17 protein-coding genes and 2 tRNA genes are annotated in these 22,989 nt (G+C 73.8%); 8 read left to right on the top strand and 11 right to left on the bottom strand.

Going from position 1 to position 22,989, the window contains the following annotated elements:
• Positions 1 to 73: 73 nt before the first annotated feature.
• The 8 genes from ACYU96_RS02325 to ACYU96_RS02360 form a co-directional block, all read right to left on the bottom strand.
• Complete coding sequence (locus ACYU96_RS02325) at positions 74 to 1,765, bottom strand: GTPase (RefSeq protein ID WP_460748734.1); 1,692 nt, start codon at positions 1,763 to 1,765, stop codon at positions 74 to 76.
• Complete coding sequence (locus ACYU96_RS02330; RefSeq protein ID WP_460748736.1) at positions 1,762 to 3,825, bottom strand: dynamin family protein; 2,064 nt, start codon at positions 3,823 to 3,825, stop codon at positions 1,762 to 1,764. The genes ACYU96_RS02325 and ACYU96_RS02330 overlap by 4 nt, the downstream gene beginning before the upstream one ends.
• Before the next feature lie 97 nt (positions 3,826 to 3,922).
• A complete protein-coding gene (locus ACYU96_RS02335) occupies positions 3,923 to 4,897 on the bottom strand; it encodes a hypothetical protein (protein ID WP_460748738.1) in 975 nt (324 codons plus the stop codon).
• A gap of 79 nt (positions 4,898 to 4,976) precedes the next feature.
• A complete protein-coding gene (locus ACYU96_RS02340; protein ID WP_460748740.1) occupies positions 4,977 to 5,921 on the bottom strand; it encodes a hypothetical protein in 945 nt (314 codons plus the stop codon).
• Between the two features lie 133 nt (positions 5,922 to 6,054).
• Positions 6,055 to 7,737: an energy-dependent translational throttle protein EttA gene (gene ettA, locus ACYU96_RS02345; protein WP_460748742.1), complete on the bottom strand. Its 1,683-nt coding sequence runs from the start codon at positions 7,735 to 7,737 to the stop codon at positions 6,055 to 6,057.
• A gap of 106 nt (positions 7,738 to 7,843) precedes the next feature.
• Complete coding sequence (locus tag ACYU96_RS02350) at positions 7,844 to 8,449, bottom strand: single-stranded DNA-binding protein (RefSeq protein ID WP_460748744.1); 606 nt, start codon at positions 8,447 to 8,449, stop codon at positions 7,844 to 7,846.
• 92 nt (positions 8,450 to 8,541) lie between these two features.
• On the bottom strand, positions 8,542 to 10,152 hold the full coding sequence (locus tag ACYU96_RS02355; protein ID WP_460748745.1) for a GTP-binding protein: 1,611 nt from the start codon (positions 10,150 to 10,152) through the stop codon (positions 8,542 to 8,544).
• Positions 10,149 to 11,849 (bottom strand): GTPase domain-containing protein, encoded by a 1,701-nt coding sequence (locus ACYU96_RS02360; RefSeq protein WP_460748747.1) that lies wholly within the window; start codon positions 11,847 to 11,849, stop codon positions 10,149 to 10,151. The genes ACYU96_RS02355 and ACYU96_RS02360 overlap by 4 nt, the downstream gene beginning before the upstream one ends.
• Before the next feature lie 149 nt (positions 11,850 to 11,998).
• On the opposite strand from ACYU96_RS02360, the gene ACYU96_RS02365 reads away from it, so the two are divergent.
• The 7 genes from ACYU96_RS02365 to ACYU96_RS02395 all read left to right on the top strand — a co-directional run bounded on the left by ACYU96_RS02365 (position 11,999) and on the right by ACYU96_RS02395 (position 19,216).
• A tRNA-Arg gene (locus ACYU96_RS02365) sits at positions 11,999 to 12,072 on the top strand.
• Positions 12,073 to 12,357: 285 nt separating this feature from the next.
• The gene (locus tag ACYU96_RS02370) at positions 12,358 to 13,569 is read left to right on the top strand and encodes a hypothetical protein (protein ID WP_460748748.1); all 1,212 of its coding nucleotides are present in this window, start codon (positions 12,358 to 12,360) and stop codon (positions 13,567 to 13,569) included.
• Positions 13,566 to 14,603, top strand: coding sequence for a glutamate ABC transporter substrate-binding protein (locus ACYU96_RS02375; protein WP_460748750.1), 1,038 nt, complete (start codon positions 13,566 to 13,568; stop codon positions 14,601 to 14,603). Before ACYU96_RS02370 ends, ACYU96_RS02375 begins: the two co-directional genes overlap by 4 nt.
• Before the next feature lie 5 nt (positions 14,604 to 14,608).
• Positions 14,609 to 16,789: a serine/threonine-protein kinase gene (locus tag ACYU96_RS02380; RefSeq protein WP_460748752.1), complete on the top strand. Its 2,181-nt coding sequence runs from the start codon at positions 14,609 to 14,611 to the stop codon at positions 16,787 to 16,789.
• A complete protein-coding gene (locus ACYU96_RS02385) occupies positions 16,786 to 17,922 on the top strand; it encodes a protein phosphatase 2C domain-containing protein (RefSeq protein ID WP_460748753.1) in 1,137 nt (378 codons plus the stop codon). The genes ACYU96_RS02380 and ACYU96_RS02385 overlap by 4 nt, the downstream gene beginning before the upstream one ends.
• A gap of 516 nt (positions 17,923 to 18,438) precedes the next feature.
• The gene (orn, locus tag ACYU96_RS02390; RefSeq protein ID WP_460748755.1) at positions 18,439 to 19,077 is read left to right on the top strand and encodes an oligoribonuclease; all 639 of its coding nucleotides are present in this window, start codon (positions 18,439 to 18,441) and stop codon (positions 19,075 to 19,077) included.
• A 66-nt stretch (positions 19,078 to 19,143) separates the two neighbouring features.
• Positions 19,144 to 19,216: transfer RNA gene (locus ACYU96_RS02395), tRNA-His, on the top strand.
• A 105-nt stretch (positions 19,217 to 19,321) separates the two neighbouring features.
• Here the strand turns inward: ACYU96_RS02395 and ACYU96_RS02400 are convergent.
• From ACYU96_RS02400 to ACYU96_RS02410, 3 genes are all read right to left on the bottom strand, one after another.
• Positions 19,322 to 20,233, bottom strand: a complete 912-nt coding sequence (locus tag ACYU96_RS02400; RefSeq protein ID WP_460748757.1) for an ATP-grasp domain-containing protein — start codon at positions 20,231 to 20,233, stop codon at positions 19,322 to 19,324.
• A gap of 65 nt (positions 20,234 to 20,298) precedes the next feature.
• Positions 20,299 to 20,979, bottom strand: a complete 681-nt coding sequence (locus ACYU96_RS02405; RefSeq protein ID WP_460748759.1) for an ABC transporter permease — start codon at positions 20,977 to 20,979, stop codon at positions 20,299 to 20,301.
• Positions 20,976 to 21,635, bottom strand: coding sequence for an ABC transporter permease (locus ACYU96_RS02410; protein WP_460748761.1), 660 nt, complete (start codon positions 21,633 to 21,635; stop codon positions 20,976 to 20,978). The genes ACYU96_RS02405 and ACYU96_RS02410 overlap by 4 nt, the downstream gene beginning before the upstream one ends.
• A gap of 119 nt (positions 21,636 to 21,754) precedes the next feature.
• On the opposite strand from ACYU96_RS02410, the gene ACYU96_RS02415 reads away from it, so the two are divergent.
• Positions 21,755 to 22,804 carry an ABC transporter substrate-binding protein gene (locus tag ACYU96_RS02415; protein WP_460748763.1) on the top strand — a complete coding sequence of 350 codons (1,050 nt, stop codon included), beginning with the start codon at positions 21,755 to 21,757 and terminating at the stop codon, positions 22,802 to 22,804.
• Positions 22,805 to 22,989: the final 185 nt, after the last annotated feature.

Here is a 22,989-nt window from a genome sequence, read left to right on the forward strand (position 1 = left end):
CGCTCGGCCCGCCCTGCTCGGCCCGCCGCGCTCGGCCCGCCCTGCTCGGCCCGCCGCGCTCGGCCCGCCCTGCTCAGCTCGCCGCGATCGTCGCCGCCGTGCGACAGCGCCCCAGCGCGGCGAGCTCCTCCCCTACCGGGAGCCGGACCAGCCGGTCCGCGACCTGTGCCACCGACGCCCGCAGCCTGCGCCGGGCAGCCGCAGCCCGCCGCCGGGCGCCGATCGCCGCCAGCACCCGCGACACCAGCGCCACCAGCACACCGAGCAGCAGCCCGCCGAGCACCAGCAGCGTCGGCCACGGGACCTGGAACGGGTCCACGCCCAGCCCGCCCGACGGACCTTGCGGCGTCCCCGGGAACATCACGTCCTGCCCGTCCCCGGACGGCACCGGTACCGTCCAGACCGGCGTCGGCGGTGCGGGCAGGCGCAGGTAGGCGAACACGAACAGCACGGCCAGCCAGGCCAGGCCCGCCCCGACGGCCGCGATCAACGCCCACTGCAGCACGTTCACCGCCTGCCACCACAGGGGACGCCGCCCGGCCTCGAGCCTGGTGCTCGCGACTGCCTGGTCGAGCGCGTCGGGCAGCGCGTCGATCCCCTGCTGGGCGCGGGCGCGCGCCGCGAGCACCCACGAGTCGGCGACACCGTCGGTCACCTTCTCGACGTACTGCCGCACCCCGGAGGCCGACGCCGACCGCACCGCCGGCGCCGCCGAAGGCAACGACGTGCGCGCCAGGTCCTCGCGCCCTTCCGGGGCACGCCGGTCCGTGTCGCGCAGCCCGAGCCGGCGCAGCGGGTCCCGCCGCAGCCGCCCGGCCCAGCGGGTCAGCGGCCAGCCGGTCGCAGCGCGGGCGTCCTGGCGCGCCGCGGCCCGCACGGCGCCGACCACCGTGGGCACGCCCGCCGCGTCCTCCAGCGACTGCAGCAGCGCACCGCGAGCCCGGTCCCCGGCCCGTGCCGGAGGCATGGCGCCGCACGCCGCCACGATCGCCGACGCCGCCGCTCGCTCGTCACCCACCAGCCGTGCCGTGGCGGCCTCGCGCCTGCGCGCCGCCTTGGCGAGCAGCACGCGCAGCTCGTCCATGCCCTGGCCGGTCCTCGCCGACAGCCCGAGCACCCGCGCGCCGTCGAGCCCGTCGGCCGCCACGAGCCGCTTCAGGTCGGCGAGCATCGCCCTGGTCTCGTCGGCCTTCAGCCGGTCGACCTGGTTCAGCACCACCACGACGACGTCGGCCCGGCCGGCCAGCGGGCGGAGGAATCCCTCGTGCAGGGCCGCGTCGGCGTACTTCTGCGGGTCCACCACCCACACCAGCAGGTCGGCCCGCTCCACGAGCGCCTCCGCGCGCAGCCGGTGGTCCACCACCACCGAGTCGTGGTCCGGGAGGTCCAGCAGCACCAGCCCGGTGCCGTCCCCCGACGGGACGTCGCCGGACATCTCGTGCCGCCGCGGCACGTCCAGCCAGTCCAGCAGCGGTCCGGCGCCGTCGCCCCAGTAGGCGGCCAGCGCGTGCGACGTCGTCGGCCGGCGGACGCCCGGGGCCGCGACGTCGGCGCCGGCCACGGCGTTCAGCACCGACGACTTGCCCGAGCCCGTCGCCCCCGCCAGCGCGACCACCGTGTGCTCCGCCGACAGCCCGCCCCGCTCGTGGGCGCGTGCCGCCACGGAGCGCGCCGCGTCGAGCGTCTCGTCCGCGATGCGTCCCGCGCCCTCCTGGGCCGCGTTCTCCAGAGCCGCCGTCCGGGAGGCCAGGTCGAGCCGGCTCATCGGTCCGCCTCCTCACGGCCGAAGAGGCGATGCCAGAACCCGCGCCGTCGCTCGGTCCCGTCCTGCGGGCCGTCGTCCGGCCCGGACGTGTCCGGAGGGCCGACGGCCTCCCGGCCGGTGGTACCGCCACGGCTGCCCGCGCCCTGCCCGGCTCCGCGCAGCCCCGCTCCGCCCTGCCCGACGCCGCGCAGCCCGCGCCCGGAGGCACCCGGCGCAGCGGCCTGCGACGACCCCGCGCCGTCTCCGGCTCCGCCGCCCGGCCCGTGGGCACCGCGCGAGCCACGCTCGGCGGACGCGGCGTCGGCGACGTCGCGGGCGGCGCCACGCAGCGGTGCTCCCCCGGCCTCGGCCGAGCCGAGCGCGTCGAGCTGCGCCGTGTACCGGGCGGCCTGGCCGTCCAGCACGGCCCGCACACGCACGCCGAGCCGCTCCTTGGCGTCGACGGCCAGCCGCCGCACGGCGTCCTCCCCGAACACCGCCTCCAGCAGCCGCTGGGCCAGGATCGCGGTGCCGCCCGCGATGCCGACCTCGATCCCGGACAGGCCGCCCGTCGAGGCGAACACGAAGATCATCAGTGCGATACCCAGCCCGTTCACGCCGAACGACAGCGCACGGGCGGCGCCGCGCTTCGCCTCCCCCTGCTCCCGCACGAGGTTCAGCACGTCCGACTGCCAGCCGCGGATCTGCTCCCCGACCTCGGACCGCAGCGTGCCCGACGCCCGCGACAGCTCCAGCCCCTCCAGCAGCGCGCGGCCCGCCGGGTCGCCGCGCCAGCCCGCGTACGCCCGCTCGGCGGCCGCCTCGGCGGCGTCGAGCACCACGGACTCCAGGCCGTGCGCGATCGCCTGCTCCACCTGCGGCGCCTCGCGCGGTCTGCCCTTGAAGAACGCCCCGACCGCGTCCCGCACCCGGCCCACCCCGTGCTCGACGGCGCGGAAGAACTCGCCGGTGCCCACGAAGTCCTGCCAGCGGGCGAGCACCTCGCCACGCAGCAGCGCGCCGTCGGACGTCGCGGCGTTCACGTGGGCGACCGCGTCGGCGTACGCGCCGGCGACGATGCCGCGGAGGCGGGCGTCCGCCTCCTGCTGGGTGTCGGCGGCGTCGGCCAGCTCGCCGGCCCGCCGCACGAGGTCGTCGACGACGCCGTCCCGCGTCGCCGCGATCACCTGGGCACGGGCACCCGCGTCACCGCCGAGGTCCGTCAGCCAGTCCGCGACGGACGCCACAGCCGGCTCCGGGAGGTAGCCCTCACCGGTCAGCTCCGCCTCGGGCACGACGAACAGGTGCGCGTCGCCGAGCCCCTGCTCCGCCATGAGGTCACGGAGGTCGTCGACGGTGGCCTCGGCCCCCGGGTCGACCCGGTCGAGCACCATCGCCACCTGGGCGCGCCGCGCGGCGGCCGTGGTGAGCAGGTCCCACGGCACGGCGTCCGCGTAGCGCGCCGCGGTGGTGACGAACAGCCACAGGTCGGCGGCGCCGAGGAGCTGGGCGGCGAGGTCGCGGTTGGCCTGCTCGACGGAGTCGATGTCCGGCGCGTCGAGCAGCGCGAGCCCGCGCGGCAGCGTCTCGCTCGCGACCAGGCGGAGGGAGCGCGGCCCGGCGGCGCCGTCGGGTGCCGTCGGCGGGGCCGACGGCGCGCTGCCGCCGGTCACGCGCGAGAGGCCAGGCAGGACGCGGTCGCCGGTGAACCAGCGGGCGTCGAGCGGATGGTGCACCAGCACGGGCGCGCGCGTCGTGGGGCGCAGGACGCCGGGCCGGGTCACGTCCTCGCCGAGGACCGAGTTCACCAGGGTGGACTTGCCCGCCCCCGTCGACCCGCCGACCACCACGAGCAGTGGAGCCTGGCGCGACCGCAGGCGCGGGAGCAGGTAGTCGTCGAGCTGGTCGGCCGACCGGTGCTGCGCCTCACGGGCACGGTCCGCGTCCGGTGTCTCCAGCGGCAGGCGCAGCGTCCCGAGGCGGGTGCGCAGGTTCTCCAGCGACCGCGTGAGGTCGCCGACGGCGTCGCCCGCGGCGGCGTCCTGCGGTTCCGTGGGCACGTCGTCGGGCTGCTCGGTCATGGCGCACAGTCTGCCGCAACCGCGCAGGCCAGTCGCGAGGAGACATGCCGGTCCGCCGCCGAAACGAGGCGACGGGCGCGGGACCGGCCCCGGCGGGTCACCAGCCCAGGCGGCGGCGGAGCCAGTCGGTCAGGACCCGGGCGTGCTCGCGCTGCACCGCGCGGCGCAGCGGGGAGGCGGGGTCGGGCGGCTGGAGCGAGCCGTACGCGTGGTGGCCCGCCAGGACGGCGATGTGGGCGGTGATCTCGTCGGGGTCGTAGAACCCGGGGAACGGCCGGATCGCCAGCGCCTCCTCCGGCGTCGGGCCGCCCTGGGCGTGCATGAAGCCGAGCATGGAGAGCGTCGTGGCGAAGGCGGGGCCCGAGCTGCACATCACCCAGCTGGTCGCCAGCGGGGCGACGACGCCGCGCTCGGGCGCGAGCAGGACGGCCTCGCGGCGCAGCAGGTGGTGCCCGAGGCGGTTCGCGCCCGACGAGCCGGCGGCGGCCACGGCGAGCCCGGCGATCGCGTCGATCCTGGCGGGCAGCCAGGCCCCGAACGCGGTCAGGTACGCGGGGTGGTCCTTGGTGACGCGTGCCCAGGCCTCGGGGTCGAGCACGTCCTGCCAGGCCGGGAACCCACCGGTGGCGTTCGCACGGGGGTCGGGGACGACGACGTCACCGATCGCGTAGGACAGCTCGAGCGCCTCGTCGACGTCAGGATCGGACCACGGCAGCTCCGGGCGCCGCACTGGCTGCAGCGCGAACCCGAGGACGATCCACCGCCCGTATCCGCCGATCTCCTGCTCGATGGTCCAGACCAGCGGCGGGATCGGGGACCCGGCGGGCAGCTCCCGCGTGAGCTCGAGCTCGCTCCGGAGCATCTCGTAGCCGACCGGGTTGTGGCTGTCGGCGGCCTTCACGTAGTAGTTCACGCCCCCGGCCTGGAGCTGGAGCTCGTAGCCACCCGGGAACAGGCCGCCGGGGAGGTTCGTCCAGCCCAGTACTCGTGCACCGATGGTCCTGCTGATGACGGTTCTTACTGCGGAGGGGATGTCCAGCCAGCCGGGCCGGATCGGTGCGGGCGCTTCCATCGCGGCATGATCGCGGAAAGAGGGCATACCGGGCAACTCTGAATGCAAAGGAATTCACCCGATGACGGGGCCGTACAGGTCAGAATCCGAGACGACGGCGCAGCCACTCCACACAGACGCTCGCCTGCCGGACCGACGGCAGGTGCCCTGGCGCGGGGCGGCCCGGCTGCAGCGCCCGCTCGATGAGCTGGCCGGTCAGTGCGGTCACCATGCAGGTCACCGCGTCGGGGTCGGCGTCGGGCAGCAACCGGTGCCGGGCGAGGACGACCTCGGGCGCCGGGCCGCCGTCGGCCCGGATGTGGGCGAGCAGCAGGACGGTGTCGACGAACGGCGCCCCGCGTGCCGCCTGCGGCCAGCCGGCCGCCAGACCGCGCCCGTCCGGGCGGCTCGGCAGGTACAGCGTGTGGCGGCTGGGTGCCCCGTGCACGAGCGACCTCCCGGACACGGCCTCCGCCGAGTGGGCGGCGATCTCGGCGAGCGCGTCGAGACGCGACCCGAGCCACGGCGAGAAGTGCCGCAGGCCGTCGGGGCGCTCGTCGGCGAGGCGCCGCCAGGGCCCGGCGTCGTACACCACGGCGCTGTCGAGGAACGGCCCCGTCTCGGGCGCCTCGACCTCGCCGACGTGGTGCAGGATGTCGAGCGCGCCCGCGACGTCGGGCTCGCTCCACCCATCGCCGACGGCCCGGATGTCCGGAAGGAACCACGCCGCCACGATCCAGCGTCCGAAGGCACCGATCTCCTCGTCGAACCACCAGAGCAACCGGGGGGCGGGGGCGCCGTCGGGGAGGGCGAGCACGACGTCGATCGCGCGCCGGGCGAACTCCTGCGCCTGCGGGTCGGCGGTGTTCACCACCGTGACGGCCTGGTCCCCCGCGCCGGTCTGGAGCTGCAGCGTCGACCCTTCGACGACCTCCGTGGGCAGCGTCTTCCACCCCAGCACTCGGGCGCCGAGCTCGTCCGAGATCCGCTGACGAACAGGCGGGGGCAGATCCTGCCAACCTGGCCGGGGCATGGAAGAAACCATGGGGCGATCCTTGCTGATTCACCCCATTCGCGGCAAACATTCAGCACGGCACGAGGTGGAGAATCGGTGCAGGTCAGAGGTCGCGCGCGTGAGCGACGCCGGCGCAGGCGGCGCCACTCACGCGCGCGGCCCGTCAGTCCCGGGTGAGGCGGCGGTACGTCACGCGGTGCGGGCGCGCCGCGTCGGCACCGAGGCGCTCCACCTTGTTCTCCTCGTACGACTCGAAGTTCCCCTCGAACCAGTACCAGTTCGACGGGTTCTCCTCCGTGCCCTCGTACGCCAGGATGTGCGTGGCGACCCGGTCCAGGAACCAGCGGTCGTGGGAGACCACGACGGCGCAGCCGGGGAAGTCGAGCAGCGCGTTCTCCAGCGAGCCCAGGGTCTCGACGTCGAGGTCGTTGGTGGGCTCGTCCAGGAGCAGCAGGTTGCCGCCCTGCTTGAGGGTGAGCGCGAGGTTCAGGCGGTTGCGCTCACCACCGGACAGCACGCCGGCCGGCTTCTGCTGGTCCGGCCCCTTGAACCCGAACGACGCCACGTAGGCGCGGGACGGGATCTCGACGTTGCCGACCTTGATGAAGTCGAGCCCGTCGGAGACGACCTCGAACAGCGTCTTGTCCGGGTCGATACCGCCGCGCGACTGGTCGACGTAGGACGTGGACACCGTGTCGCCGACCTTCAGCACGCCCGCGTCCAGCGGCTCCATGCCGACGATCGTCTTGAACAGCGTCGTCTTGCCCACACCGTTCGGGCCGATGACACCGACGATGCCGTTGCGCGGCAGCGTGAAGCTCAGCCCGTCGATCAGGGTGCGGTCGCCGAAGCCCTTCTTGAGCTTCTCCGCCTCCAGCACCACGCTGCCCAGGCGCGGGCCCGGCGGGATCTGGATCTCCTCGAAGTCGAGCTTCCTGGTCCGCTCCGCCTCGGCGGCCATCTCCTCGTAGCGAGCCAGCCGCGCCTTGGACTTGGTCTGCCGGCCCTTGGCGTTGGACCGCACCCAGTCGAGCTCTTCCTTCAGACGCTTCGCCAGCTTGGCGTCCTTCTTGCCCTGGACCTCGAGGCGCTCGCCCTTCTTCTCGAGATAGGTCGAGTAGTTGCCCTCGTACGGGTACAGCCGACCGCGGTCGACCTCGCAGATCCACTGGGCGACGTGGTCGAGGAAGTACCGGTCGTGGGTGACGGCCAGGACGGCGCCCGGGTAGTTCGCCAGGTGCTGCTCCAGCCAGAGCACGGACTCCGCGTCCAGGTGGTTCGTGGGCTCGTCGAGCAGCAGGAGGTCGGGCTTCTCCAGCAGCAGCTTGCAGAGCGCGACACGACGGCGCTCGCCACCGGAGAGCACCTTCACGTCCGCTTCCGGCGGCGGGCAGCGCAGCGCGTCCATCGCCTGCTCGAGCTGGCTGTCGAGGTCCCACGCGTCCGCCGCGTCGATCTTCTCCTGGAGCTCGCCCATCTCCGCCATCAGCGCGTCGAAGTCGGCGTCGGGCTCCGCCATGAGCTCGGAGATCTCGTCGAACCGCGCCTTCTTCGCGAGGATGTCGCCGACGGCCTCCTGGACGTTGCCCAGGACCGTCTTCTCCTCGTTCAAGGGCGGTTCCTGCTGCAGGATCCCCACCGTGTAGCCGGGCGACAGCCGGGCTTCACCGTTGGACGGGGTGTCGAGGCCCGCCATGATCTTCAGGATCGTCGACTTTCCGGCCCCGTTCGGTCCGACGACGCCGATCTTCGCGCCGGGGAGGAAGTTCAGCGACACGTCGTCGAGGATGACCTTGTCGCCGTGCGCCTTGCGCGCCTTGTACATGGAGTAGATGAACTCAGCCACTGCCTTCGTTCCACCGTTTCAACAGGTAGGGAGGGGGTTGCGCCCGTCGCGCGGCGACCTGCTCGCGCATCCCGCGCGGTCGCGACGGGCGTCGTCGGCCCCCAGCCTACGCGGTCACGTCCGCGGCGCGCCCGGAGCCCTCGTCCGGGGTGCCGGGCGGTTCGTCCGCAGCCCTCGCGTGCCCGCTCTCGGCCGCCCCGCTGCCGTCCGGGCCCGCGTGCGCGTCACCGCCCGGCGTCGCCCACGGGTCCCGGCCGGGTGACGCCCAAGGGCCGGGTACGTCGTGCGCCAGCCTGCCCGTGTCCGGCCCGGGCGCCCGCTCCAGCGGCGCCCCCTGCGGCTCGCCGTCCGACGGGAAGACACGCTGGAACTCCGCCCGCCCCTTCATGAGGTTCGGTCCCACCGAGTCGGCGTTGATCACCAGGCTCGTGCGCCGCCGGGTGCTCTCGCCCCACTCGTCGACCTCGAGGCGCCCGGCGACCACCACCGGCTGCCCCTTGCGCACGCTCTTGCCGATGTTCACCGCCGCGTGGCCCCACGCCTTCACCTGGAACCAGAGCGTCGGCCCGTCGTGGAACTCGCCGTCCGTGTCGCGGATGCGCCGCGTGCTCGCCACCGGGAACGTGGACCACTCGACGCCCCTGTCCGACCGCCGCACCACCGGGTCGCTCCCCGCGTTCCCGGTCACGGTCACCCTCACGTCGTTGCTCATCGCTCGCCTCTCCCCGCGCCGCCGGTCCGTCGTGACGCCCCGGCGGCGCTCCTGTGTTCCGCGCCGGCCCCCTGCCGGTCGCGGAACCAGGATCACGCGCTGGCCGCCCCCACGGCGGGCGTCGCGGCGGAGGCTGTGTACGAGGAGCGGTTCGGGGCCCCTGTGGTCGGCGTCGGATCCGCCCGGTCCCGTGCCGCCGGTCCTTCGTCGCGCGCGGACTGGGCCAGCTCGCGCACCTGCCGGTGCTCGTCGAGGAGCCGCTGGGTGGGCACCCCGAGCGTCTGCTCCAGGACCCGTTCGACGGCGGCCCGCCCCGCTGCCACGACCGCCTGCTCCCGGCGCCGGGCCAGCGCCCGCCGGATCCGCGTCGCCGTGAGGAACACGCCGAGCGCGGCGAGCGCCGCCACGACGCCGGTGATCCCGAGCGCCGTGGTGGCCGCGTCGTCGACGGGGATCAGCTGCATCGACGCGAGCACCGTGGCGATCCCGAGCACGACAGCCAGCCCGACGAAGACGAGCGCGACGCGCCGCAGCGGCCGTGCCGAGGCCGGGCCGCGCACGTCGAGCGTGACAGCGCGCAGCGCGTTCGCGAGCGCTCCCCCGACCTGCTCGGCCGAGGACACGGACTCCGCGAGCGACCGCTGCCAGCCGGGCCGCAGCGCCTCGCCGGCACCGGTGAGCCAGCGCGCGCGGGACAACGAGACGGCGTCCGGGTCGGGCGCGGGGAACTCGGGGCGCCCGTACCCGTTCTGCACGGAGGCCGCCACCTGCGCCGCGACGGGACCAAGCCCGACCGCCTCGGCCAGCGCGTCGGTCTCCGCGGCGAGCACCGCCGCCGTGTGCCACGGCACCTCGGCGGGGGTCTCCTCGAGCAGCGCCTCGGCCGCCCCGTCCAGCTCCGCGGCGGCCCGCCCGGCGGCCACGGACCGCCGTCGTACCGCCTGCTCGAGCAGGTCGCGCAGGTCGGGCACGCCGTATCCCGTCCTGGCCGACACCGGCACCACGGGCACCTCGCCGAGACCGTCGTCCCGCAACAGGCGCGCGACGTCGCGCGCGAGGTTGTCCTGCTGGCCCGCAGGGACCGTGTCGGTCTGGTTGAGCGCGACCACCATGGACCCCGGCTGCGAGGCCCCGCCGCGCAGGTACCGGGAGTGCAGGGCGTCGTCCGCGTACTTCTGCGGGTCCACGACCCAGACGAGGAGGTCGACCAGGGGCAGCACCCGGTCCACGATCTCGCGGTGGCCGGGGGCGACGGAGTCGTGGTCGGGCAGGTCGAGCAGCACGAGCCCGCCGAACCCGTCCTCGTCGGCCCCGTCCAGCTCGCCGGCGCGGGTGATGCGCCGCTCGCGCTCGACGCCGAGCCAGTCCAGCAGCGGAGTCGCGTCTTCGGACCAGGAGCACGCCGACACCTTCGCCGTGGTGGGCCGTTTCACGCCCACGTCGGCGAACGAGAGCCGGGAGATCCGGTTGAACAGGCTCGACTTTCCCGACCCCGTCCCTCCGGCGAGGGCGATGACCGTGTGGTCGACGCCGAGTGCGATCCGTTCGCGCACGCCGGCCACCGAGGTGGCGACGCGGCCGAAGACGGTGTCGTCGAGGCGGGATCCGGCGACCTGCAGGGCGCGGCCGAGATCCTCGGTCCGGGCACGCAGCGCAGCATCGTCTCCGGCACGGCCGGGTGGCCGCATCGAGGCGCTGGTCATGTCAGCCTCCTGAGCTCGGCGAGCCGGACACGCAGCGTGGCTGCCGCGTCTTCGGCGAGGGCGGGGATCTCAAGGGCACTCTGGACAGATCGGGCCTCGGCCGCAACTGCAAACGCGGTACGGTCCGCCAGGTCGGAACGCAGGACACCGATCAGATCGGCGGCGGCGCCGCCCAGCACCTTGCTCGCGAGGCCTGTCGCATCCTCGTTTCCGAGCGCCCCGGCCAGCAGCAACGTCGCCAGCCCGGTGTCCCCGAAGACCTTCCTGGCCCCCGCGAACTTCTCACTGTCCGCTACCGACCTGTCCGCATCCTGGACCTCGTCCGTGCCGAGAGACTCCCCCGTGCCGAGTGTCGTCACGAGCCGGTCCCCCTCCGCGGCCCACTCGGCGGCCCGCTCCGCCGCCCAGGCCTGCCGGGCAGGCTCGCGCTCCGTGCCCGACGGCGCCACCGCCGCACCCGCCGGCGGGGCACCCGGACCCGAGAGCACGCCCCGCAGCCGCTCCTCCGTGCGCGCCCCCGCGGCAGCCAGCGCGCGGGCGGCAGCCCGCTCGGTCACCTCGCGCAGCGGCTTCAGCGCCTCCTCGCGGGTGCGTCCCGCGCGCCTCGTGGTGCGCACAACGCCCTCGTGCATCGTCACCCGGTCGATCCGCCGGCTCGCCACCAGCTCGGCGTACCGAGCGGCCACCTGCCCGCCGCCCGACGTCCCCGCGTTGATCGTGCCCCGCGCGGCCGCCTCGGCGTCGGGGACGACGACGTCGACCACCCTGCGCAGCTCGCGCGCCGCCGCACCCTGCTGGTCGACGGCGGCCACCAGGCTGTCCACCCAGTCCGGCAGCGCCTTCAGCGCGCCCTTGAGGGTGCGCACCACCACGGTGCGGGACCGCTCCGGGCCCGCCATCATCGCGAGCCACCGTCCGATCGCCGCCACGAGCGTCGAGTCCAGCATCCCCTCGTGCGGCCCGACGTCCGGGATCACGAACAGCGGCGCGGCCGTCATCCCCCGCTCCCGCATCCGGGCGTTCAGGTCCGCGCGGATCGTGGCGAGATCCTCCGCACCCACCCGGTTCAGCACGATCGCCACGCTCGCGCCGCGCTCCCGCGCACGGTCGAGCGCCTCCCACGGCAGGGCGTCGCCGTAGCGGGCCGCGGTCGTCACGAACAGCCACAGGTCGGCGCCCTCCAGCAGCTTGTCGGCGGTGCTGCGGTTCTGGGAGACGAACGAGTCCAGGTCCGGGGCGTCCAGCAGTGCGGTGCCGCGCGGCACCCCGTCGTGCTCGACGACGCGCGCCAGCTCCGTGACCCCGGTCGTGAGCATCTCCCGGTCCCGCGGATGGATCCCGACCACCGGCTCCCGGGTCGTGGGGCGCAGCACGCCCGCGTCCGAGATGTCGCCCCGCAGCAGGCTGTTGAAGATGGTCGACTTGCCGGCCCCGGTCGAGCCCGCGAGGACCACGAGCGCGGGGCTGGACAGCTCCCCGAGTCGTGGCAGCAGATGCTCGTCCAGCTGCGCGAGAAGACGCTCGCGGGAGGCTTCGGCGTCGCCGGCTCCCTCGATGGGGAGAGGCAGGGTGACCGCCGCGATGTCACGGCGGAGGTCCTGGACGACGTCGTGCACCGTGAAGCCGAGCTGCTCGGCGACATCGGGGTCGACGCCACCCCGGCGGCCGAGGGCGGCGGAGCGCGTTCCGAGAGTCACGGGTTCATCCTGATATCTGGGCATGGCCCCTGCCAACCGGGAGGGGCACACCCACAAGGACGTATCTGGTTCACGACACCCTCCATATCTGTGGTCCAACTCCGGGGCCTGGCTCGATACGATAGGCCCGCGCCCGCCACCGGGCGCATGCCTCCGTAGCTCAGCTGGATAGAGCATGTCACTTCTAATGACGGGGTCGCGGGTTCGAATCCTGCCGGAGGCACCGACCCTCGCCGGACTCCGAACGGCGCGGCAGCCGTCGGGGGCGCCCCGGGGGCCCCGGCGGACTGCGGTAGCAGGAAGCACACTTCGCCTCTAATGTGTGCTCAGCAAGTTGACGAGCACCGACGGAACCCGGTGCGACGACGACCGGAGCCGGGCCGAGGCTCCGTGGCGGCCGGGTCCGGCGCGTCAGACACGGAGGGGACCGCCGATGACCGTGGCCGCACCGCACCGGCCCGGTTCACGCACCCCTTCGGACAGCCTCGCGAGGCGAGCGGCGGACGCCATGACGGGCACGCCCGGCCGCCTCGGCCTCGCCCAGGTCTCCTCCGTGCTCGCGTGCCTCGCCCTCGGCGTCGCCGGCTTCCTCGCCGGCACCGGGCAGTCGGCCGACCTGGACTCCGCGCACGCCGACGCCGTCGACCTCGTGTCCACGCAGGCCCTGCGCAACAGCCTCGTCTCCGCCGACGCCTCGGCCACGAGCGCGTTCCTCGTCGGCGGCCTCGAACCCACCGACACGCGGGAGAGCTACTCCGAGGACCTCGCCGACGCCGCCCGCGCCATCACCCTGCTGGCCGCCCGTGCACCGGAACGCGCCGAGGACCTGTCCGCCGTGTCCGACGCCGTGCAGCGCTACTCGGGTCTCGTCGAGTCCGCCCGCGCCAACAACCGCCAGGGCTACCCGGTCGGCATCGGCTACCTCGACCTCGCCTCGGCCACCCTGCGCGGGGAGGTGCTGCCCGTGCTCGACGACGTCGCCGCCCGCCTCACCCATCGGATGGACGGCCACCTCGTCACCGTCTCGATGCGACAGGCACCGCTGCTCGTCGTGCTCGGCGGACTGGTCGTGCTCGGCCTCGTGCAGTGGTGGCTCGCCCACCGCACGCACCGCATGATCAGCCCGTGGATGGTGGTCGCCACGGGCCTCGCGCTGGTCGGCAGCCTGGCCGTGAGCGCCGGTGTGCTCGGCGGCAACGCCGTCGCGCGCGACGTCGCCCGGGGCGCCTACGCCGCCACGGTCGCCAGCTCCGCGGCGCTCGCCGAGGCCACGGACGCCAAGTCCCAGGAGTCGCTCACCCTCATCAAGCGCGGGTCCGGCCAGGAGCACGAGCAGGCGTTCCAGCGCTCGACGGCGCACGCCGCCGAGCTGCTGACCGCGTCCGACGACGCCGTCGGCGCCGAGCGGCCCACCGGCGACCTCCTGCGGACCTGGCGGGAGGGCCACGCCGAGATCCGCCGGCTGGACGACTCCGGCCGCTGGGGCGCGGCCGTGGCCGCAGCGATCGCCACGGACCGCGGCTCGGCCTCGGCGGCGTTCGACGAGCTCGCGGCCCAGGCGGAACAGGACGTCACCGTGACCGCGGACCGTGCCGCCGACCGCCTCACCAACGCGTCCGACCTGTCCCGCGCCACCGGCTGGGTCGCCCTGGTGGCCGGCCTGCTCGCCGCGGGGCTGACCGCCACCGGAATCTGGACCCGGCAGAAGGAGTACCTGTGAACGCCGCCGTGCCGCACCGGCGCCTCGCCGCCACCGCGCTGTCCTGCCTCGTCGCCGCGTCGCTCGCCGCGTGCGCGCTGCCGGGCTCCGCCGGCACGTGGCCCGAAGCCGTCCCCGCCACCCGGGGCGACACCGCCGTGGGCGGCACGAGCACCCTGGCGGGCGGCGGGAAGGCCGCGGCCGCCCTGAGCGAGGACACGGCCACGAAGGACCGGTGCGCCGACGGGGCCCCCGCCACCGCCTCGTACCAGCCCGGCGGCGCCATGCCCGGCGAGATCCCCGACGGGTCGACGATGGCGAAGATCCGCGAGCGAGGCGCCCTCCGGGTCGGGATCTCGGCGGACACGCTGCGGATGAGCGCGCGCGACCCCTTCACGGGCACCATCGAGGGCTTTGACATCGACGTCGCACGTGCGATCGCGAAGGCGATCTTCGGCGACCCGGGCAAGGTGACGTTCCGGGTGATCACCTCGGCGCAGCGGGAGCAGGTGCTGCAGGACCACGACGTCGACGTCGTGGTGCGCACGTTCACGATCACGTGCCAGCGCTGGCAGCACGTCGCGTTCTCGGCCGAGTACTACCACGCGGGGCAGAAGCTGCTGGTGCCGACGTCGTCGGACGTGCGGAGCGTCGCGGACCTCGACGGGCAGCGCGTGTGCGCGTCGCAGGAGACGACGTCGCTGGCGCTGCTCAAGACGTGGGAGAACGTCGAGCCGGTGGTCGCCGCGACGCACACGCAGTGCCTGGCGATGTTCCAGCGGGGCAGGGCGGACGCCCTCACGGGCGACGACACCGTGCTGGCGGGCTTCGCGGCCCAGGACCCGTACGCGAAGGTGGTGGGTGAGGCGCTGAGCGACGAGCCGTACGGCGTCGGCATCCCGGCGGACCAGGTGGACATGGTGCGGTACGTGAACGCCGTGCTGGCGCAGCGCGTGGCCGGCAAGGGCTGGCGCGAGAGCTACGACCGCTGGCTCTCGGACGCGCTGGGCGCCGCACCGGTGCCGCCGAAGCCGGTCTACGGGCGGGCCGGGTGATCCGGGTGGGCGGCACCGACCGCTCCGCCGCCGACTCGTCGACCAGGGCGATCCCCGTGCCGATCCCGCCGCGCACCTCGGCGCTGAGCGCGTCGCCGGCGGCACCGGGCGGCGGCGCCACGCGGGCCACCAGCTCGTCGCGTCTGACCGTGACGGCGCTCGGGTCGGCGATCGCGACCAGCTCGCGCGACACCCAGCCGCACAGCACGTCGTCGGCCCGGATGCGGGAGAACCGCCTCGGTGCCGGGCTCACGATCGTGCCGACCCCGGAGATCCAGGACCCGCTGACGTCGGTCATGGAGCACCCCGAGCTCGCCGAGGAGAAGCGGTTCTGCTCCGCGTGCGGCGAGCCCGTCGGCCGTCCGCGTGAGGGCATCCCGGGACGGACCAAGGGGTTCTGCCCCGCGTGCGGCACCCCGTTCGACTTCGACCCGTCGCTGTCGCCGGGTGACTTCGTCGGCGGCCAGTACGAGGTCGTCGGGTGCATCGCGCACGGTGGCCTCGGGTGGATCTACCTGGGCCGCGACCGCAACGTCGCGGACCGCTGGGTGGTGCTGAAGGGCCTGCTGAACGCCGACAGCACGGAGGCGTACGACGTCGCGGTCGCCGAGCGGGAGTTCCTCGCCGAGGTCGAGCACCCGCTGATCGTCGATATCTACAACTTCGCACGGGAGCGGGACGCCGGGTACACCGTGATGGAGTACGTGGGCGGACGCTCGCTCAAGGAGCTGCGCACGGAGCGGGGCTCCCCGTTCCCGCCGGACCACGCGATCGCGTACCTGCTCGAGATCATGCCGGCGTTCACGTACCTGCACGGCCGCAGCCTGCTGTACTGCGACTTCAAGCCGGAGAACGTCGTCGTCCAGGGCGACACGGTGAAGTTGATCGACCTCGGCGGCGTGCGCCGCACCTCCGACGTGACGACCCCGATCTACGGCACGCGCGGCTACCAGGCCGCCGAGGTGGCGCACGTCGGTCCGTCGGCGGCCTCCGACGTCTACACGATCGGGCGGACGCTCGCGACGCTCGTCCTGGACTTCACGGGCAGCACCAGCGTCCATGAGCACACCCTTCCGCCTGTGGACGAGACACCCCTGTTCGCCCGGCACGACTCGCTGCACCGGTGGCTCGTCAAGGCCTGCCACCCGTCACGGGACGACCGCTTCCTCACCGTCGACGAAGCCCGCGGGCAGCTTCTCGGGGTGCTGCGCGAGGTGGTGGCGCTGGAGCGGACGGGGACCGGCGGCGCGACGACGTCGGCGGCGTCGGCCCTGTTCGACGTGCCGCCGGCGGACGGCTCGGGCGGTCCGCTCGGCTGGGAGGAGCTGCCGGCGCTCAGCCCCGACCCTGCCGACCCGATGACCTCCTGGGTCGCCGGCGTGAACCTCACCGACCCGGCCGCGCGGCTGGACCAGCTCGCCCTCGCGCCGCGGCGGTCCGTCGAGGTGCTGCTCGCGGAGGCCAGCGCGGCGCTGGAGATCGGTGACCTGGAGCGGGCCCGCGACACGGTGGCCCAGGTGCTGTCCCTCGACCCCTGGGAGTGGCGCGCCGCCTGGGTGGACGGCCTGGCGCACCTCGCGGCGGGCGACGCCGCGCGTGCCGCGGCGTCGTTCAACGCCGTGTACGGGCAGATCCCGGGCGAGCTCGCGCCGAAGCTGGCCCTGGCGTGCGCCTGCGAGCAGTCCGGCGAGCTCGGGGTCGCGCACGAGATGTACGCGACCTGCGCGCGCACCGACGCCAACTACACGGGCGCGGCCGCGTTCGGGCTGGCCCGGGTCCGCCTCGCGCGCGACGACCTGGACGGTGCGCTCGACGCGCTCGACTTCGTGGTCCCCACCCGTGGCTCGTACGGGGACGCGCGCCTCGCGCGCGCCCGCCTGCTCATCGGTTCGGGGCGTGGCCTGCCCGCGCTGGCGCAGGCCGCCGAGGTGATCGACGACGCACCCGTACCCGCCCGGATGCGCGCTCAGGTGGTGGTCGAGGCCCTGCAGCGCGCGCTCGACCACGTGCTGGACCACGGGCCCGAGCCCGGCCTCCGGATCGCGGGCGCCGAGGCCACCGAGCCCAGCCTGCGCGACGCCCTCGAGGCGGGTCTACGACGGCTCGCTCAGTTCACCGAGAACCGGCGGGCCCGTGTCACGCTCGTCGACCGGGCCAACTCCGTGCGACGCTGGACGCTGCGATGAGCACCCCTGACGAGAACGCCAAGTCACGCTGCCCGCGCTGCGGAGAGCTTTCCGCCCCCGGCGCGCGATTCTGCGAGCAGTGCGGCTTCGCGCTGACCGGATCGTCCCCGGCCGAACACTCCGGGACCCCGCCGACGGAGCCGATCCCGGTCGTCACCGTGGTCGACCCGGACCCCGACTCGTCGGTCACCCCTCCCTCGGCCGCCCGGTCCGAACGTGACCACTACACGGAGAAGCCGGCCGACTGGGTCGCTGGCGTGTGCGACCGCGGGATACGGCACGCGCGCAACGAGGACGCGCTGGCCCTGGCCGCCGCGGGCACCGGCTCGGCGACGGGTACCGCGGCGATCGTGGTGTGTGACGGCGTGTCGAGCGCGCCGAACTCCGACGTCGCCTCCCTGGCGGCCTCCCGGGTGGCCCGCGACGTGCTGCTGACCTTCGAGCCGATCGGCTCGCTGCCGGTGCGCGGCAAGACCGACCGACGGGTCGCCGAGTGGACCCACGCGATGGTGGCGGCGTCGCGGGAGGCGGGCGCCTCCGTCGTGCGGACCGGCGACGAGATCGCCCGCGAGGCGGCGATCTCCGGCCGGCAGAGCGGTTCCGCCTTCGACCCGCCCGCCTGCACGTTCGCCGCCGCGGTGGTGGACTCGGGCCTCGTCGTCGCCGGCTGGCTGGGCGACTCGCGCGTGTACTGGCTGCCCGACGACGGCGCCGCGGAACAGCTGTCCGTCGACGACTCGTGGGCGCAGGAGATGATCGCGGCGGGCTTCCCGCGCGAGCAGGCCGAGCACTCCCCGCAGTCGCACGCGATCACGCGCTGGCTCGGACGGAGCGCGCCGGACCACGACGCGCACTGCGCGGCCATGATGCCGGAGGTGCCCGGCTGGGTGCTCGTGTGCTCGGACGGGCTGTGGAACTACTGCTCCGAGGCGCAGGACGTGGCCGACCTCGTGCACCGGCTGGCGGGCGGGACGACCGACCCGTCGGAGACCGCAGCCGCCCTCGTGCTCTGGGCGAACGCCGCCGGCGGCCGTGACAACATCACCGCGGCGCTGGCCCGCGTCGAGCCGGAGGCCCCGCCGGCCGAGCCGGAGGCCGATCCCGCGGAGCCGGGCGAGGACTCCGGCCGCTAGACGCAGAGGCCCGTGGCGGCGAGGCCCACGACGGCGGGCCCCGCGGGCTTCGCTGTCAGCAGCACACGTCTGCCACCAGGAAAAAGCCGTGCACCCGACAGCGCGTGCGTGCGAGTCTGCAGACACACCGCGGTGGCGTCCGCCTGGTCCCGAAGACCGGGCGGTGGAGGGGTCCGGCCAGACCCCGCGCCGGGTCCGTCCCGGCAGTCCAGCGTCACGAAGGGCACTCACGTGCACACCATCGACTACACCCTCGTCCGAGCCCTCCATCAGGAACGGCTCGACCACGCAGAGGCTCTCCGCCGCGACCGCCGGCAGCGCCAGGAGCGCCGGCAGCGGAAAGCCGCGGACCGGCCCCGCTCCCGTCGTCGGACAGCGAACCGGTGACCCGCAGGACGAGACACGCCGAGCAGCACTGCTCGGCGTGTCTTTCCGTCTCTGCCCGGAGGCCCGCCACAGGGCGGCGAGGGCGCGCGCCAGCGGCCGCACACCGCCGCACACCGTAGGCTGGGCGCCGTGAGCACCAGTCCCACCGACCGAATCGTCTGGATCGACTGTGAGATGACGGGGCTCGACGTACGCACCGACGCGCTCGTCGAGGTCGCCGCAGTCGTCACCGACTCCGAGCTGAATCCCCTGGGCGACGGGGTCGACGTCATCGTCAAGCCGCCTGCCGAGGCGCTCGCCGGGATGGGCGACTTCGTCCGCGCGATGCACACCAGGTCAGGGCTGCTCGACGAGCTGTCCGGCGGCCTGGCCCTCGCAGAGGCCGAGTCGCGGGTGCTCGAGTACCTCCGCGAGTGGGTCCCGGCCAAGGGCAAGGCGCCGCTCGCGGGCAACTCCGTGGGCACCGACAAGGCGTTCCTCGACGCGCAGATGCCGCAGCTCACGGACCATCTGCACTACCGGATCATCGACGTCTCCTCCGTCAAGGAGCTCGCCCGGCGCTGGTATCCGCGCGTCTACTTCGCCAGCCCCGAGAAGGGCGGCGGTCACCGTGCGCTCGCCGACATCCTCGAGTCGATCGACGAGCTCCGCTACTACCGCGAGGCACTGTTCCCGGCGCAGCCCGGCCCGGACACGGAGACGTCCCGCGGGGCTGCCGAGAGGGTGAAGGAGACGTCGGTCACGAAGCGGCTGCCGAGCACGCATTGAGTTCGGGTTCCGAGCCCGACCTCATGTATGCTTTTCGACGGCCGCCGGTCCTGACCGGCGGGCATGGTGGGTATAGCTCAGCTGGTAGAGCATCGCGTTGTGGTCGCGAGGGTCGCGGGTTCAAGTCCCGTTACTCACCCTGATGAAGCGGCAGGTCAGCCCAGGTTTCTGGACTGACCTGCCGCTTTTCTCGTGTGTCCGGGCAGCCGCGGTGGACGCCGGCCCGGCCGCTCCGCGCCCGCGGTCACCCGATGCGCTTGACGATCGCGTCCGCCAGCTTGCCGAACGCGTCCGTGTCACCGGCGAGCTGCATCCACAGCGACGGCTCGGTAAGCTCCAGCTCGATGACCACGGGAGCGCCGTCGTCGCCGGTGACGAGGTCGACCCGCGCGTACAGCAGCGACTTCCCGGCGCCCAGCCGAGCCTGCGCCACCTCCAGCGCCCGGTGCGCCACCTCGGTCTGCTCGTCCGACGCGGTGAAGGGCCGCATCTCCTCCACCGCGTACAGCCCCTGCGTGGGCCGGACCGGCCCGTTGAGCAGGGCGTTCCGGCGCACGGAGTGCGTCAGCTCGCCGTCGACGAACACCAGGCAGGCCTCGCCCGCCGTGTCCACGGAGGTGACGTACGGCTGGATCATGACCCACCGGCCGCCGTCGAGCAGCCCCTTGGCGTGCTTGATCGCGAGCGCGCGGGACTCCGCGGACACCGGCTGGTACCGCCCGGTGTCGTTGGCACCGGCGCTGACGACGGGCTTGACCACGAAGTCCCCGAACGCCGGCATCCGTGTGTGGATGGCGCGCTTGGAGAAGTGCCGGTCCGGGTCGAGCCAGATGGTCGGGATCACCGGGACGCCGGACTCCTCGAGCCTGCGCAGGTAGCGCTTGTCCGTGTTCCACGCCAGCACGTCGGCACAGTTGAGCAGGTTCGGCACGGACTTCGCCCAGGCGACGAACTCGTCACGGCGTGCCGAGTAGTCCCATGTGGAGCGGACGACGACGAGGTCGTACGCCGCCCAGTCCACCGCGGGGTCGTCCCAGACGGCGGGCTCGGCGGTCACACCCCGCTCGGCCAGCACCCCGACCAAGGGCTGGTCCCCCTTGTCCAGCTCGGGCAGGACGGAGCAGGTGGCGAGGGCTACGCGGCGGTTCTCAGTCACACGCCGAGCGTAACGGCGCCGTGTGACGTCCGTCGTACACCGCCCACACTCCAGACGCCTCCACGCTAGCTCCGTGTCCTGGCGGTGACACGCAGCGGCGCCGGAGTCACGAGCCGCTGGGCCACCGCGAGGACGCCGTCCAGCACCAGGGCGAGCAGTGCGACGACGATGCCGCCCGCCAGGACCTGGCCGTAGCGCTGCGTGCCCATGCCGAAGGCGATGATCTGCCCGAGCCCGCCGCCGCCCGCCAGCGCGGCGAGCGGGATCGTGGCGACCACTTGCACGATCGTGGTCCGCAGGCCGGCCGCGATCAGTCCGGTGGCGAGCGGCAGCTCGACCTTGAAGAGGACCCGCATGCCGGACATGCCCATCCCCCGGCCGGCGTCACGGGCGGCGGGGTCCGCCCCGCGCACGCCTTCGTAGGAGTTCACGAGGAGCACCGGCACAGCGAAGACCGACGCCGCGAGCACGGCGGCCCCGTTGCCGAAGAGACCTCCGGCGGCGAGCAGCAGGATGATGCCCAGGGTCGGGATGGCGCGGGTGGCGTTGCCGAGCGTGACCATGACGCCCGCGCCACGGTCCGTGTGCCCCAGCCAGGCGCCGAGAGGGATCGCGAACGCGGCGGCGATCGCGACGGCGACCGCGGTCATGATCAGGTGCTCGGCGGTCAGGTCGAGGATCCCGCCGCTCCGGGTCCAGGTCAGCGGATCGTTGAGCCAGAGCATGGCTTCGACGAGGACGTTCATGCCCGCCCCCTCTCACGCCACGGGGTCAGGGCGCGTCCACCGGCCCAGATCGCGACGTCCAGCACGACGGCGAGCAGCACGCAGGCGAGGGTGGCCGACATGATCTCCGCACGGTAGAAGTTGTTGCGGAAGCCCTGGAACATCAGCTGTCCGAGCCCGCCGTAGCCGACGACGACGCCGACCGTGACCATCGCGACCGTCGACACCGTGGCCAGGCGCAGGCCGGCGATGACGGACGGCAGCGCGTTCGGCAGCGACACGTGGACGAGCACGCGCGCCGGGCTGTAGCCGAGCCCGCGGGCGGCGTCGAGCACGGCCGGGTCGACGCCGTCGAGCCCGGCCACGGTGTTGCGCAGGATCACCAGCAGCGCATAGGCCACGAGCCCGATGAGCACGGGCGTGCGTCCGATGCCGAGCAGCGGCGCCAGGATCGCGAACAGCGCGAGGCTCGGCACCGTGTAGAGCACGGCGGCGGAGCCGATCACGATCCCGGACAACCAGCGCGTCCGGGAGATGAGTATGCCGAGCGGCACCGCGATCACCGCGGCCACTGCTACCGACTGGAGGGTGAGCACGGCATGCTGGGCCGTGTGCTCCCAGAGCGTGTCTGCGTTCTCGACCACGTAGGTCCACGAGAACCAGGGGTTGGCGGCCATGACACAGGACGCTATCGCGGGTGACTGACATTTCCATTACCGATTCGCCGCTCCTGGCGATTCCCCTTGCCAGTCCGCGCCCGTCACGATCGAATAGTACGGCTCGACCCGTAGAACACGTGTACAGCAGAACCGGAGTCACGATGCGCCTCGCACGCACCCACTTGTCCAGCCCGCTGCGCCTGCTCGGCGCGGCGACCGCCGTCGTCGGCCTCACGCTCCTGACCGCGTGCGGCGAGCCCGGATCGGCCGGCGGCGACTCGCCCGACGACGGTGCCGACGTCGCCGCGACCTGCGAACCCGTCCCCGGTGACGAGATCGTGGTGCTCGACGACGACCAGAACCTCCAGACCGTCGACAACATCATCCCGGCTGTGAACACCGAGACGGCCGAGCAGTACCCCGACCTGATCGGCGTGCTCGACCAGGTCTCGGCCGCGCTCGACACGGACCTCCTCATCGGCCTGAACCGGGCGGTCGACATCGACCGGGAGACGTCGCAGGACGTCGCCGCGGACTTCGTCGCGTCCGCCGGGCTGGAGGTGGAGGAGGCCGGCGACGCGGGCCCGATCACCATCGGCGCCGCCGACTTCGCCGAGAGCGCGACGCTCGGCAACATCTACGCAGAGGTGCTCAGGGCCGCGGGGTACGACGCCGAGGTCACGACCATCGGGAACCGCGAAGCCTACCTGCCGGCGCTCGAGAAGGGCGATCAGATCCAGGTCGTGCCTGAGTACGCGGGCACGGTCACGGAGTTCGTCAACCTGGACGTCAACGGCCCGGACGCCGAGCCGGTCGCGAGCAGCGACCTCGACGCGACCGTGGAAGGCCTGCGCGGCCTGGGCGAGGAGGTCGGCCTCACGTTCGGGGAGCCGTCCGAGGCACAGGACCAGAACGCGTTCGCGGTGACCAGCGCCTTCGCGGACGAGCACGGCGTCGCCACGCTGTCCGACCTCGCGGAGACCTGCGACGGGCTGATCCTCGGCGCGGGCCCCGAGTGCACGGACCGCCCGTTCTGCCAGCCCGGTCTGGAGGAGACGTACGGCCTGACGTTCAGCGAGTTCCGCTCCCTCGACGCCGGCGGCCCGCTCACCAAGGAGGCGCTGAAGCAGGGCGAGATCACCCTCGGCCTGGTCTTCAGCTCCGACGGCTCGCTGAGCACGGAGTGACCCCGGGAGCGGGCGGCACGCACCACCCCGCTCCCCCTCCCGTCGTCCCCCCTCCCGTGACCGAGCCCCGGCGGCCGCCAGCCGACGTGGTCGGTCCGTCGGTGAGTGATCGGCAGTTCAATCTGCCGATCACTCACCGACGGACCGACCATGTGGCACATGCCACCGGTCGGTCAGGCAGTGGC

It is taken from the genome of Myceligenerans cantabricum (assembly GCF_054777735.1).

What these genes read in the sequence shown, in the direction of transcription:
- ACYU96_RS02330 (WP_460748736.1), bottom strand. Translation starts at nt 3,825, where the DNA reads ATGACCGAGCAGCCCGACGACGTGCCCACGGAACCGCAGGACGCCGCC.
- ACYU96_RS02370 (WP_460748748.1), top strand. Translation starts at nt 12,358, where the DNA reads ATGACGGGCACGCCCGGCCGCCTCGGCCTCGCCCAGGTCTCCTCCGTG.
- ACYU96_RS02335 (WP_460748738.1), bottom strand. Translation starts at nt 4,897, where the DNA reads ATGGAAGCGCCCGCACCGATCCGGCCCGGCTGGCTGGACATCCCCTCC.
- ACYU96_RS02385 (WP_460748753.1), top strand. Translation starts at nt 16,786, where the DNA reads ATGAGCACCCCTGACGAGAACGCCAAGTCACGCTGCCCGCGCTGCGGA.
- ACYU96_RS02405 (WP_460748759.1), bottom strand. Translation starts at nt 20,979, where the DNA reads ATGAACGTCCTCGTCGAAGCCATGCTCTGGCTCAACGATCCGCTGACC.
- ACYU96_RS02350 (WP_460748744.1), bottom strand. Translation starts at nt 8,449, where the DNA reads ATGAGCAACGACGTGAGGGTGACCGTGACCGGGAACGCGGGGAGCGAC.
- ACYU96_RS02355 (WP_460748745.1), bottom strand. Translation starts at nt 10,152, where the DNA reads ATGACCAGCGCCTCGATGCGGCCACCCGGCCGTGCCGGAGACGATGCT.
- ACYU96_RS02325 (WP_460748734.1), bottom strand. Translation starts at nt 1,765, where the DNA reads ATGAGCCGGCTCGACCTGGCCTCCCGGACGGCGGCTCTGGAGAACGCG.
- ACYU96_RS02410 (WP_460748761.1), bottom strand. Translation starts at nt 21,635, where the DNA reads ATGGCCGCCAACCCCTGGTTCTCGTGGACCTACGTGGTCGAGAACGCA.
- ACYU96_RS02340 (WP_460748740.1), bottom strand. Translation starts at nt 5,921, where the DNA reads ATGGTTTCTTCCATGCCCCGGCCAGGTTGGCAGGATCTGCCCCCGCCT.